We start from the raw sequence: 12761 nt of genomic DNA, 5'->3' as shown, positions 1-12761 counted from the left end.
GCCGGCCCTATTCGAACTCCATGATCACCGCGTCGACGGCGAGGCTGTCGCCCGGCTTCGCGTTGATCTTGGTCACCGTCGCGTCGCGCTCGGCCCGCAGGATGTTCTCCATCTTCATCGCCTCGACGACGGCCAGCGTCTCGCCGGCCTTGACCTCCTGCCCCTCCGAGACGGCGATCGAGACGACAAGCCCCGGCATCGGGCAGAGCAGCATTTTCGAGGTGTCCGGCGGCGTCTTTTCGGGCATCAGCCGGTCGAGTTCGGCAATGGCCGGCGACAGCACCTTGGCCTCGACCCACAGGCCGTCGACGAAGATCGCCGTCACGTTCTCGCGCGAGCGCACCTGCGCCGCCAGTTCCTCACCGTCGAGCATCCCGAACCAGGGCGACTGGCCCGGCTCGTAGTCGGTCGTCAGCACGCATTCGGCGCCATCGACACTCATGCGATACTGCACCGGGCCACCCGCGGTCCCGGCCTCCGGCACGACGGTCACGGCCAGATATTCGCCGTCGATCTTGGCGACCCAGTCGCGCTGGATCGCGCCGGAATGGACGCGCAGACGGTCGATATGCCGGTCGAGCCGGGCCTTGCGGGCCATCTCGATGGTGGTTGCCACCAGCGCGGCCCGGCGAAGCGTCTCCGCCGACGGGGTCGGCCGCGCGAAGCCGTCGGGATATTCCTCGGCGATGAAGGCCGTCGACAGCCGCCCCTCGCGCCAGCGCGGATGCTCCATCAGCGCGGCGAGGAACGGGATGTTGTGTTCGATGCCCTCGATCTCGAAACGCGACAGCGCGACGCTCATCGCGTCGATCGCCGCCTCGCGCGTCGCCGCGTGGGTACAGAGCTTGGCGATCATCGGGTCGTAGAACATGGCGATCTCCGAGCCCTCGGTGACGCCGGTGTCGTTGCGCACGGTGGCGTCGCCGAGCGCACCCTCCTGCGGCGGCCGGTAGCGCGCCAGACGCCCGATCGACGGCAGGAACCCGCGAAACGGGTCTTCGGCATAGATCCGGCTTTCGACGGCCCAGCCCTCCAGCCGCACCGCGTCCTGCGCGATCTGCAGCGTCTCGCCCGCCGCAACACGGATCATCTGCTCGACGAGGTCGATGCCGGTGACGAGTTCGGTCACCGGATGCTCGACCTGCAGTCGGGTGTTCATTTCGAGGAAGTAGAAATTGCGCTCCGCGTCGACGATGAATTCCACCGTGCCGGCGCTCTGGTAATCGACGGCCTGGGCCAGTGCGACGGCCTGTTCGCCCATGGCGCGCCGCGTCTCGGCGTCGAGATAGGGCGACGGCGCCTCCTCCACGACCTTCTGGTTGCGCCGCTGGATCGAGCATTCCCGCTCACCCAGATGGATCGCGTTGCCGTGCGAATCCGCCAGCACCTGGATCTCGATATGGCGCGGATCGACGATGAACTTCTCGATGAAGACCCGGTCGTCGCCGAAGGAGGAACTCGCCTCCGATCGTGCCCGGTCGAAGCCGTCGCGGCACTCTTCGTCGTTCCAGGCAATCCGCATGCCCTTGCCGCCGCCGCCGGCGGACGCCTTGATCATCACCGGATAGCCGATCTCACCGGCAATCCGAACCGCCTCCGCCGGATCCTCGATGATCCCCAGATGGCCGGGGACGATGTTCACGCCGGCCTTCTCGGCGAAGAGCTTCGATTCGATCTTGTCGCCCATCGCCCGGATCGCCCTCGGCTTGGGGCCGATGAAGACGACGCCGTTCTCCTCCAGGAGTTCGCAGAAGCTGGCCCGCTCGGACAGGAAGCCGTAGCCCGGATGCACCGCTTCGGCGCCGGTGGCGCGGCAGGCCTCCAGGATCTTCTCGGCGACGAGATAGCTCTCGCCGGCAGGCGACGGGCCCACATGCACGGCCTCGTCGGCCATCGCCACATGGACGGCACGGCGGTCCGCATCGGAATAGACCGCCACCGTGGCGATGTTCATCGCCCGCGCCGTCTTGATGACCCGGCAGGCGATCTCACCGCGATTGGCGACCAGAATCTTCTTGAACATGATGGGGTGCTACTCCGGAACAGATCGTGCATCCTGCAATCGCGTCCGTTTTGACCTCTGGGCCGTCCGACTGCAAGCCGCATGCCCCGTCCGCGCCGCGGACCTCGCCTGCGGCCCGCAGTGCTGCGACGGGTCCGGATGCGAACCGCGCCAGGAAGGAAGCAAGGGCCGATGACGGATATCATGCAGATGGATGGCGACACGATGGGCGGGCGCATTCAGCGCGGCCGCGAATCGCTGGGCATCACCACCGCCGAACTCGCGGCGCGTCTCGGCGTGAAACCGGAGACCATGCGCGGCTGGGAGCGCGACCGGTCCGAGCCGCGGGCGAACCGCCTGATCACCCTGTCCGGCATTCTCGGCGTCAGCCCGGCCTGGCTGCTCGGCGGCTATGGCGAGGTCCCCGATACCGTCGATCTCGACGAGGACGGCATGGCCGCCCGACTCGACAATCTGCGCGCCCGGCGCGATGTGCTGGATCGCGAGATCGCCCGGCTGGAAGCCGCCATGGCAAGCGCATCCGCATGACGATATTCGCTACCTCGAAGCTCTGGCCGAGCCTCTGCCTCGCCGCGCCCATGTCCTCCCGCGGATCCCTGGCCCGATGATCAAGGTTCTGATCGACGCCGACGCCTGTCCGGTCAAGGACGAAGCCATCGAGGTCGCCGGCCGCTACGGCGCCGAAGCCGTGCTGGTGTCGAATGGCGGCATGCGCCCGTCGCGCTATCCCGACGCGCGGATCGTGACGGTGCCCGAGGGCCCCGACGCGGCGGACGACTGGATCGTAGAGGCGATCGAGGCCGGCGACGTTGTCGTTACCGCCGACATTCCGCTTGCGGCGCGCTCTCTGGAGAAGAGCGCCGCGGCCCTCGGGCCGACCGGCCGCGAATTCACGCCCGAGTCGATCGGCACGGCGCTGTCGATGCGCGCTTTCAAGCAGCATCTGCGCGAGACCGGCGAAAGCAAGGGCTACAACGCCTCTTTCACCAATGCCGACCGCTCCCGCTTTCTGCAAAGCCTCGACCAGATCCTGCGACGGCCGCCGGCCCGCAACTGACACGGAGCGACAATCGCGCCCGCAAGTTCCGCGCGCGAACTGCCTGCCCGGTCAATGGGTTGCGACAACGCCAACCATCCCCAGCCTGGCAAAGAGAACAGCCACGAAAACCGGCGGCGTTTCTTTCGAATTTGCTTCAAATTCAAGCGGATGGCGAGACAAGGGCAACATATTGCCTGCAACGTGGCAGGCCGCAGACTTGCTGCATTGCAAAAGTATTGTGCAGAACAATTAATTCGTCAGGAATCTTTATATTCGACCAAGTTGGTTACCGGTCGTTAGGAAAGGGCCACTATCTTCCCTTTACGGAAGTTTCAGGGGCACGAAAAATCGGTGTAGATCATTATGTTGGAGTATCGCGAGCAAGGGTTCGCCGTCCAGTTGATGGAACACCTGGTTGTTCCCACCTTCGTCCTGGATGCCAGCGGACATGTCACGATCTGGAATCGCGCCTGTGAGCGGCTGACCGGCGTGCGCGCCGCGGAGGTAATCGGGACCAAACTGCACTGGAGCGGCTTCTACGAGAGCGCTCGCCCGTGCCTCGCCGATCTCGTCCTCAATGGCGAGGACGATCTGGTCGACGAACTCTATCTGGCAAATCGCAGCGAGACCTACCAGCACGGCGCGCTGTCCGCCGAAAACTGGTGCGTCCTGCCGCAATGCGGCGCCCGCCGCTATCTGGCGATCGACGCCGGTCCGATCTATTCGCCGAGCGGCTCGCTGATCGCCGTCGTCGAAACACTGCGCGACATCACCTCCCAGAAGGAAGCCCAGACGGCGCTCGAGACCCTCGCCAGCCAGGACGGGCTCACCGGCGTCGCCAATCGCCGCATGTTCGACCAGCGGCTGGCCGCCGAATGGCAGCACCCGGCGCATCTGTCGCTGCTGATGATCGATATCGACCACTTCAAGCCCTACAACGATGCTCTCGGCCATCAGCGCGGCGACGAATGCCTGCGGCGCATCGCCGATCTCATCGTCTCGGAGACCCGGCAGGAATGCGATCTGGTGGCCCGTTACGGCGGCGAGGAATTCGCGGTGATCCTGCCTCATGCCGACATGCAGATCGCCCTTGCGGTCGCCCGGCGGATCCTTGCGGCCCTGAAGCGGGCTGCGATAGAGCATCCCTGCCCGGCCTGCCCGCCCTTGGTCTCGCTGAGCATCGGCGCGGCCTGCCGCAGCGATCGCTCCGTCACGCCCGACGCGCTCATCGCCGCCGCCGACGCCTCGCTCTACCGCGCCAAGCAGCTCGGCCGCGACCGGATCATCATCGGCGAAACCGAGATCGCCGCCTGAGGGCGGGACAGTCTACTAGGATCATCGACCCGCGCGACCGGATCGCGCGCATCGCATGACGTAAAAAATTCCAGATGAAGAGAGACGGTCCCTGGTCACAAAACCAAAGTGGCCGGCCGGTCTTCGTGCGACGGTACGAGGAAACCGCCATTGCACTTGACCGACCGACCGCCCCACGGGACCCAGGAGATGCGGCGGACCTGAGCATTCCATGGGGTAACTGCGAAGATGCCGGGTTAACCCCTTGACCTTCGGTGTAAAGGCAGGTTCGCGCAGAACCTCGCCAAATGCAACGATGTCACGTGCTCACCGCGCATGAAGTTTTAAACAATGGTTAAGACAAGTGCATTCGCGGCACTCCGTGGAGCGCCGGCCCTTGCCGCAAGGCGCTGCGCCGGCCCGACTCAGGCGGCTTTCGCCAGCCCGACCCGGTTTCGCCCGTCGCGCTTGGCTTCGTACAGCGCCTGGTCGGCTCGCTCGATGAGCGTGGCGGCATTGTCCCGCCCCGCGTCGAAGACCGCGAGCCCTTCGCTGACCGTCACCGTCAGAAGTTCGCCGGCAATCTGGAACGGCATGTCGCACACGCTCCGGCGGATCCGGTCGGCCACCGCCATTGCGGTGGTCTCGTCGGCACCGATCATCAGCACGGCGAATTCCTCGCCGCCGAACCGGCAGGCGAGATCGCTGGCCCGCAGGCAGCCGCTGAGCCGCCGAGCGAAGTCCTTGAGCACCAGGTCTCCGGCCGCATGGCCCCAGCCATCGTTGATGCGCTTGAAATGGTCGATATCCGCCATCAGCACGGAAAAGCTGATCCCGGTCTCGCGCGCCCGCACGACCGCCTTGTCCAGATGCGTCTCCATGAAACGCCGATTGTGCAGGCCCGTCAGCGGATCGGACAGCGCCATGGCGAGGGTTTCCTCGACGGAGCGGCGCAGGCAATCGTCATAGCGACGGCGGCGCAGCTGCGTGCGAATGCGCGCGACCAGCTCGTTGCGGTCGAGCGGCCGCTGGAGATAGTCGTTGGCGCCGAGTTCCAGGGCCTTGGCCGCACCGACATCGTCGCCGGCCGCCGCAATGCCGATGACCGGCAGATGGCGGGTCGCCGCATTGGATCGGAACTGCGAGACGAGCCGCAGCGGATCGCCCGCGCTGGCCGCCAGATCGACGAGGATGACGTCCACCTGGCCGGCGGTGGCCGCCGCCAGCATGGCCGCCGCATCGTCGGTGACCTCGACGGTCGCGATTCCCTTGAGGTGCTTCTGCAGGCGACGCACTTCGTCGGCGCTGTCGGCGAACAGGGCCAGCCGCGTCGATGACGGGAAGACGCCGCCGCCCGCATCGTCCTGGCTCACCAGGCTGGCCGCGGTTTCGGCGCGCCTGCGCAGCTCGTCGGTCGTCAGCTTCAGCCGCGTCAAGCTGCGCACGCGCGAAAACAGCGGCAGGTCACGGACCGGCTTGGTCAGAAAATCATCGGCTCCGGCTTCCAGCCCCGCCACCCGGTCGGATGGCTGGTCCAGCGCCGTGATCAGCACGATCGGAAGATGCATCATCTCCGGATCGTTCTTCATCAGCCGGCACACTTCGAAGCCGTCCATCTCGGGCATCATCACGTCGAGAAGAACGAGGTCGATGCTCTGGTTGCGGCAGATCTCCAGCGCGGCAGCCCCGCTGGTGGCGGTTACCACGTCGTAATATTCGGCCGTCAGGCGCGCTTCCAGGACCCGGAGATTGATCTCGAGGTCGTCGACGATCAGGATCCGTGCGGTCATGACAACTCCTCAGGCGTCGCCGAGAAACGAGCGGATCGTCTCGATGAACTTGGTCACGGAGATCGGCTTGGAGATATAGGCTTCGCAGCCACCCTGGCGGATCCGTTCCTCGTCGCCCTTCATCGCAAAGGCGGTGACGGCGATCACGGGGATGCGGAACAGCTCGGGGTCCTCCTTGAGCTGACGGGTCACGTCCAGCCCGGAAATCTCCGGCAGCTGGATGTCCATCAGGATCAGGTCGGGTCGATGTTCGCGGGCCAGCTCCGTGGCGGTCAGCCCGCTGCGGGTCTGGACCGTCCGATAGCCGTGCGCCTCGACCAGGTCGCGGAAGAGCTTCATGTTCAGCTCGTTGTCCTCGACGATCATCACGGTTTTCGCCATTGACGGCACTCCTTGCCTCGACCAGCCCTCATGCTTCGGCTATCGATGGCCTCTTCTACTCGGATTTGATTTAAGAAGTGGGAATGGACAGGTTGCCATCTCTTAACGATAACAAATGGTTGCGGAACGGCGCGCGGGCGCCTGCAATGGACCGGGCCGCGGCCGAGACACTCGCCGTCACGGCCCTCTCCTTCCTTGCCGCCGACCCGAAGCTCTTCGACCGGTTCCTCGCCCTGACCGGCATAGAGATCGGCGCGATTCGCCAGGTGGCCGCCTCGCCCGGCTTCCTGCTCGGCGTCTTCGACTTTATTCTCGGCCACGAGCCGACGCTGTTCGCCTTCGCCGAGGATGCCGAGATCGATCCGGCCCGCGTCGTGGCCGCGCGGCAGGCGCTCGCCGGTCCGGGCGAGCCGACCGAATGAGCCGCCCCCTCGTTACCGCAGGCCCGGCCATCGCCAGTCTCGAGCAGCGAAGCGATTCGCTGCTGATCCTCGACATCGACGAGGTGGTGTTGGAGTTCATCGCGCCCTTCGGGGCCCTGCTGGAAGAGCACGGCGCGCGCCTCCACCCGGAGAGCTTCAAGCTGACCGGCAATGTACGCTCGATCTCGACCGGGACCGCGCTCACCGGCCACGAACTCGATCAGCTGACCGTCCGGCTCTACGAAGAGCAGGAAACCCGCCAGCGTCCCGTCGCCGGCGTGTCCGACACGCTGCACCAACTGGCCCGCCGCACCGACATCCTGTTCCTGACGGCCATGACGCCGAGCTACTACGATGTCCGCCGCGCCCTTCTCGATCGGGAGGGCCTGGCCTATCCGATGATCGCCACCGAGCGCTCCAAGGGCGCCGTCGTCGCCGAACTGCGCGAGCGCTGGCGCGGCACCAGCATCTTCGTCGACGATCTGCCCCCCAATCTCGCCTCGGTCCGCAAGAGCGCGCCCGACACCCATCTCCTCCACCTCATGGCCAACGACGTCTTCCGCCAGCATCTGCCGGCCCTGCCGGCCGGTGCCCGCGCCGCGACCAACTGGCAGGAGGCGAGCGGCATCATCGACGAGATTCTCGGCGCCGCCGCCTGAACGGTCCGCCCGGCTTCGTCCACCACGCGGAAACGAAGCGCCACTGCGCGCATTGACCGTCGCGATCCCCAAGGATCGTGATCCGCGTCGCCGCACTCACCATTACCGGCCGCCAAGGCGGCGGCGGGCGGTGCCCGTATCCGCCGCTCTCGCCTACAGAAGCTCGACGTCGAGGACGCCGGGCGCCGCCTTCACCACGCTCGCCATCTGCGGCGAGACCCGGTAGCGGCCCGGCAGCGTGATCTCCACCTCCCGCTCGCCGCCGTCGCGGACCAGAACCAGCGAAATCTCGCTGTCGCCGTCGGCACGCAACTGGCTCCTGAAGGCCTGCAGCGGATTGGCGTCCCGCATGAACACCCGCAGCGCCTTCTGCATGCGCACGGCCTCGTCCTCCAGCGACTGCACCGACTGGACGCGGAACGACACCCCCTCCGGCCGCTCCTCGGCCGACACGCCGACGATCACCGAGGAACCCGGCTCGAGCTGGTCGCGAAAGGCATAAAGCGCTTCGGAGAACAGGACGACCTCGTACTGGCCGCTTGGATCGGACAACTGGATGATGCCGAGCTTGCCGCCGCTGCGGGTCTTGCGCTCCTGGCGCGAGGTCACCGTGCCGGCCAGCTTGCCGGCGGTGGCGCCGCGCTTGACCGCATGGATCACCTCCGCATGGGTCTGCACCCGCAGACGCTTCAGCGTCGTCTTGTACTCATCCAGCGGATGCGCCGAGAGATAGAAGCCGATCGCCTGGAATTCGCGCAGCAGCTTTTCCGACGAGGTCCAGAGCTGCGCGGGATTGAGATGCAGCGGCTCGGGCTCGCTGCCGGCCCCGCCGAACATGTCGTGCTGGCCGGATGTGCGGCCCTCGTGCACCCGCAGGGCATAGGACGCCATCAGGTCGATATTGGCGCATAGCAGCGCCCGCTCGTGGCCGAAACAGTCCAGCGCGCCGGCGGCGATGAGGAATTCGAGCGTCCGCTTGTTGACGATCTTCGGGTCGATGCGGGCGCAGAAATCCTCAAGCGACTGGAAGCTGCCGTCGCCGCGCGTCGCCACGATGTGGTCGACCGCCTGCTCGCCGACGCCCTTGATGGCGGCCAGCGCATAGAAGATCTTGTTCTCGCCGACCTCGAACTGCCGAAACGAGGTCTGCACCGACGGCGGCACGATCTTGATGCCCAGCCGCATGGCGTCCATGCGGAAATCGTTGAGCTTTTCCGTATTACCGGCGTCCAGCGTCATCGACGCGGCGAGGAACTCGACCGGGTGGTTCGCCTTCAAATAGGCCGTCTGGTAGGCGACCAGTGCGTAGGCGGCGGCGTGGCTCTTGTTGAAGCCGTAGTCGGCGAATTTCGCCAGAAGGTCGAAGATCATGTTCGACTGGGCCTTGTCGAGGCCGTTGGCGACCGCGCCCTCGACGAAGCGGACGCGCTGCTTGTCCATCTCGGCGCGGATCTTCTTGCCCATGGCGCGGCGCAGGAGATCGGCTTCGCCGAGCGAGTATCCCGACAGGACCTGGGCGATCTGCATCACCTGTTCCTGGTAGATGATGACGCCCTGGGTCTCCTTCAGAATCGGCGCGATCTTGTCGTGGATGAAGTCCGGCTCTTCCTCGCCGTGCTTGCGCGCATTGTAGGTCGGAATGTTCTCCATCGGGCCGGGCCGATAGAGCGCCACCAGCGCGATGATGTCCTCGAACCGGTCCGGGCGCATGCCGATCAGCGCCTTGCGCATGCCGACCGATTCCACCTGGAACACGCCCACGGTCTCGCCGCGGGTCATCATCTCGTAGGTCCTGGCGTCGTCCAGCGGGATGGCCGACAGATCGATGGTCGGCCCGGTGCGGGCGATCAGCTCGACCGCCTTCTGCAGCACCGTCAGGGTCTTCAGGCCGAGAAAGTCGAACTTCACCAGCCCGGCCGGCTCGACCCATTTCATGTTGAACTGGGTGACCGGCATGTCCGAGCGTGGATCGCGGTACATCGGCACGAGCTGCGACAGCGGCCGGTCGCCGATCACGATACCCGCCGCATGGGTCGAGGCGTGGCGGTAGAGCCCTTCGAGCTTCAGCGCGATCGAGATCAGCCGGTCGACGATCTCTTCCTTCTCGCGCGCCTCCTGGAGACGCGGCTCCTCCACCAGGGCCTGCGCCAGCGTCACCGGATTGGCCGGGTTCTGCGGCACCAGCTTGCAGAGCTTGTCGACCTGGCCGTAGGACATTTCGAGCACGCGGCCGACGTCGCGCAGCACGGCGCGCGCCTGCAGCGTTCCGAATGTGATGATCTGGCCGACCTGCTCGCGCCCGTACTTCTCCTGGACGTAGCGGATCACCTCCTCGCGCCGGTCCTGGCAGAAGTCGATGTCGAAGTCGGGCATCGAGACGCGTTCGGGATTGAGGAAGCGCTCGAACAGCAGCGAGAAGCGCAGCGGATCGAGGTCGGTGACCGTCAGCGCATAGGCGACCAGCGAGCCCGCGCCCGAACCACGACCGGGACCGACGGGAATGCCCTGCGCCTTGGCCCATTTGATGAAGTCGGCAACGATCAGGAAGTAGCCCGGGAACTTCATCCGCTCGATGATCGACAGCTCGAATTCCAGCCGCTCGCGGTAGCTTTCGGCGGTCTCGCCGGGCGCCAGCCCGTGCGCGGCAAGCCGCGCCTCCAGCCCCTCGATGGCCTGGCGCCGCAATTCGGCGACCTCGGCCGCCTCGGCTTCCGCCGCGTCGGCATCGGCGCCGGCAAAGCGCGGCAGGATCGGCGCACGAGTCCGCGGCCGGTAACTGCAGCGCTGGGCGATCTCGACCGTGTTGTGCAGGGCTTCGGGCAGGTCGGCGAACAGCACCGACATCTCGTTCTGGGACTTCAGGCTGTGATCGCGCGACAGCCGGCGCCGGTCTTCCTGGCTGACCAGACGGTTGCTGGCGACGGCGATCAGGGCGTCATGGGCTTCGAAATCGTCGGCCTTCAGGAAGAAGGGTTCGTTCGTCGCGACCAGCGGCAGCGCCATGTCGTAGGCGAGTTGCAGCGTGTCCGCCTCGACCTTGCGGCTGCGCCCCTCGTGGCGTTGCAGCTCGACATAGAGCCGGTCGCCGAAGACCGGCACCATCCGCTCCATGCGGCTGCGGGCGAGATCGGCCCGGTCCGCCGCGATGGCAGCCCCGATCGGACCGAGCGGGCCGCCGGTCAGGGCGATGATTCCCTCGGACCGCGTTTCCAGCCATTCGAACAGCACATGCGGGCGCGGATTGTCGGCATGCCCGAGATAGGCGAGCGAGACGATCTCCACGAGATTGGCGTAACCGGCTTCCGTCGCCGCGATCAGCACCAGCGCCGCGATCGAGGACAGGCTTCGTTCGCGGCGCCCGCCCCGGCTTTCCTCGCAATCGGAGAACTCGACATCGATCTGGCAGCCGGTGATCGGCTGGATGCCGGCTTTCGACGCCTTCTCGGAAAACTCCAGGGCGCCGAACAGATTGTTGGTGTCGCAGATGCCGATCGCCGGCGCGTCGTCACCCTTTGCGAACTTGATGATCTGGTCGAGCTTCAGCGCGCCTTCGAGCAGGGAGAAGGCGCTGTGGACCCGCAGATGGACGAATTTGGGTTTGGTATCCGACGCCATGCTGCTGCTCCATCATTCCCGAGCTGGCCATCCACCGCGGCCGGCTCCGCCTCCCGGCGCTGGCAATTGGCCATCCCCCGTCAAGGCAACCCAACGACTAGGCCGAGTGGCCGCCGGAGGAAACCGCCGAGCCGCAACGGTGCACAGGAAAGCGGTGGCTACACCACATGAACGAGAAGGCTGAGGCTGAATACGAAACCGGACACGACGGCGAGCGACAACAGGTCCTTGGCGATATCGAGCATGATGTTCCTCCTATGTTCTGTGTTCCTCATATGTTCTCGTTTGTTCCAGATTGTCAACCTCCCGGACGGAACGACGGGCGCGCATCCGTCGCGCCCCCCCCGCAGGCAAGAGACTTGTGTCGCCGCGCCAAACGGTTAGCGTGGACGGACGGCGACCTTCGACATGGTGAGGAAGAGATGACGCGTAGGGCAATCTTACTGCTGGCCGGCCTCGCCGTCCTTGCGGGCGCGTCGGCAACGGCCGAGACACTGGACGAGACGACGCGCTACTTCGCCATCCGCGGCACGACGCTGGCGGAGCTCGATCGCGATCTCAATCGCCGCGGTCCCTTCGTCGCCGAAACCGGACTGCGCCATCCCGGCGCGACGGAGGTGAAGTTCGACGGACACGTCACCTACAAGCGCGTCTCGGAAGGCTGCGCCGTCGACATGGCCAATGTGAAGCTGACGCTCAACATGCTTCTGCCGAAATGGGCGCCGCCCCGCGGTGTCGCGCCGGAGACGATCCTGATCTGGCGAACGCTGGAATCGGATATCGAGCGCCACGAGAAGCATCATGCAGACATCGCCAAGAGCTGGCTGAAGCGCATGGAGATGGCGCTGCGCAATTTGCGGCCCGAGCCGAGCTGCGCCCGGATGGAGGCGCTGGTGAACCAGGTGACCCAGCGCTATCTCGCCGGCCACGAGCGGGCCCAGGTCGAGTTCGACACCATCGAGGGACGCGAGGTCAATTTTCGCCTGCGCCGGGCACTCAGCCGGGCCGTATCGGACTACCGGCGCTGACCGCACGCCGGACCGGCTCAACCGATCTTGGACAGGCGATCACGATAAGGGCCCGCGACCACGAAGCCGCGAGCCCTTATCGAGTCTGAACATGCGGCCGCGTCCGGCGCGCCGGCCGCAATGCCGCGAAGGTGGTGATCAGGCCTGCTGCGCCGGGACCGTCAGGACGAGACCGTCCAGATCGTCGCGCATCTTGATCTGGCAGGAGAGACGGGAATTCGGCTGCGGTTCGTAGGCGAAGTCCAGCATGTCCTCCTCCATCGGCTCCGGCTCGCCGGTCTTCGCCGTCCAGGCCTCGTCCACATAGACGTGGCAGGTGGCGCAGGCGCAAGCACCGCCGCATTCGGCCTCGATGCCGGGCACGTCGTGCTTGACCGCGTTCTCCATGGCGGTGGTGCCGTTCGGCGCATCGATCTCAAAGCGTTCACCCTCCGGGGTGAGGAAAACGAGCTTGGGCATGAATGAGGCTTTCGGCTTGCGGGGTCGGGTCGGCGGCGGGCGCGTCGTGGCG

The 12761-nt window shown here is 66.1% G+C and carries 11 protein-coding genes; 6 read left to right on the top strand and 5 right to left on the bottom strand.

Features of this window, described 5'->3' with window-relative positions; all coding sequences use genetic code 11:
• Positions 1–7: 7 nt before the first annotated feature.
• Entirely contained in the window at positions 8–2023 is a 2016-nt protein-coding gene (locus ACEQX1_RS04275) for an acetyl-CoA carboxylase biotin carboxylase subunit (protein WP_370196535.1), read from the bottom strand.
• A 171-nt stretch (positions 2024–2194) separates the two neighbouring features.
• Here ACEQX1_RS04275 and ACEQX1_RS04270 point away from each other — a divergent pair, with 171 nt between their 5' ends.
• The 3 genes from ACEQX1_RS04270 (at position 2195) to ACEQX1_RS04260 (ending at position 4376) form a co-directional block, all read left to right on the top strand.
• Entirely contained in the window at positions 2195–2551 is a 357-nt protein-coding gene (locus ACEQX1_RS04270; protein WP_187391807.1) for a helix-turn-helix domain-containing protein, read from the top strand.
• 64 nt (positions 2552–2615) lie between these two features.
• Positions 2616–3080 (top strand): YaiI/YqxD family protein, encoded by a 465-nt coding sequence (locus ACEQX1_RS04265; protein WP_370196561.1) that lies wholly within the window; start codon positions 2616–2618, stop codon positions 3078–3080.
• Between the two features lie 384 nt (positions 3081–3464).
• On the top strand, positions 3465–4376 hold the full coding sequence (locus tag ACEQX1_RS04260) for a diguanylate cyclase (RefSeq protein WP_246716174.1): 912 nt from the start codon (positions 3465–3467) through the stop codon (positions 4374–4376).
• Between the two features lie 404 nt (positions 4377–4780).
• On the opposite strand, the gene ACEQX1_RS04255 is transcribed toward ACEQX1_RS04260, so the two are convergent.
• The gene (locus ACEQX1_RS04255) at positions 4781–6145 is read right to left on the bottom strand and encodes a PleD family two-component system response regulator (protein ID WP_277025810.1); all 1365 of its coding nucleotides are present in this window, start codon (positions 6143–6145) and stop codon (positions 4781–4783) included.
• Positions 6146–6154: 9 nt separating this feature from the next.
• Positions 6155–6526, bottom strand: coding sequence for a response regulator (locus ACEQX1_RS04250; RefSeq protein ID WP_024350574.1), 372 nt, complete (start codon positions 6524–6526; stop codon positions 6155–6157).
• A 146-nt stretch (positions 6527–6672) separates the two neighbouring features.
• On the opposite strand from ACEQX1_RS04250, the gene ACEQX1_RS04245 reads away from it, so the two are divergent.
• Both ACEQX1_RS04245 and ACEQX1_RS04240 read left to right on the top strand, forming a co-directional pair.
• Entirely contained in the window at positions 6673–6948 is a 276-nt protein-coding gene (locus ACEQX1_RS04245; protein WP_228240475.1) for a DUF3572 domain-containing protein, read from the top strand.
• Complete coding sequence (locus ACEQX1_RS04240; protein ID WP_370196090.1) at positions 6945–7607, top strand: hypothetical protein; 663 nt, start codon at positions 6945–6947, stop codon at positions 7605–7607. Before ACEQX1_RS04245 ends, ACEQX1_RS04240 begins: the two co-directional genes overlap by 4 nt.
• Before the next feature lie 153 nt (positions 7608–7760).
• On the opposite strand, the gene dnaE is transcribed toward ACEQX1_RS04240, so the two are convergent.
• A complete protein-coding gene (gene dnaE, locus ACEQX1_RS04235) occupies positions 7761–11222 on the bottom strand; it encodes a DNA polymerase III subunit alpha (protein WP_370196091.1) in 3462 nt (1153 codons plus the stop codon).
• A 422-nt stretch (positions 11223–11644) separates the two neighbouring features.
• Here dnaE and ACEQX1_RS04230 point away from each other — a divergent pair, with 422 nt between their 5' ends.
• The gene (locus ACEQX1_RS04230) at positions 11645–12250 is read left to right on the top strand and encodes a DUF922 domain-containing Zn-dependent protease (RefSeq protein WP_277025801.1); all 606 of its coding nucleotides are present in this window, start codon (positions 11645–11647) and stop codon (positions 12248–12250) included.
• Positions 12251–12388: 138 nt separating this feature from the next.
• Here ACEQX1_RS04230 and ACEQX1_RS04225 read toward each other — a convergent pair whose 3' ends face one another.
• Positions 12389–12709 (bottom strand): 2Fe-2S iron-sulfur cluster-binding protein, encoded by a 321-nt coding sequence (locus ACEQX1_RS04225; RefSeq protein WP_009209451.1) that lies wholly within the window; start codon positions 12707–12709, stop codon positions 12389–12391.
• Positions 12710–12761 lie beyond the last annotated feature (52 nt).

This window comes from Aurantimonas sp. (assembly GCF_964217435.1).
GTDB classification, from domain to species: domain Bacteria; phylum Pseudomonadota; class Alphaproteobacteria; order Rhizobiales; family Rhizobiaceae; genus Aurantimonas; species Aurantimonas coralicida.
The sequence above is the reverse complement of the archived record's forward strand: the minus strand, read 5'-3'. Positions and strand labels throughout refer to the sequence as shown.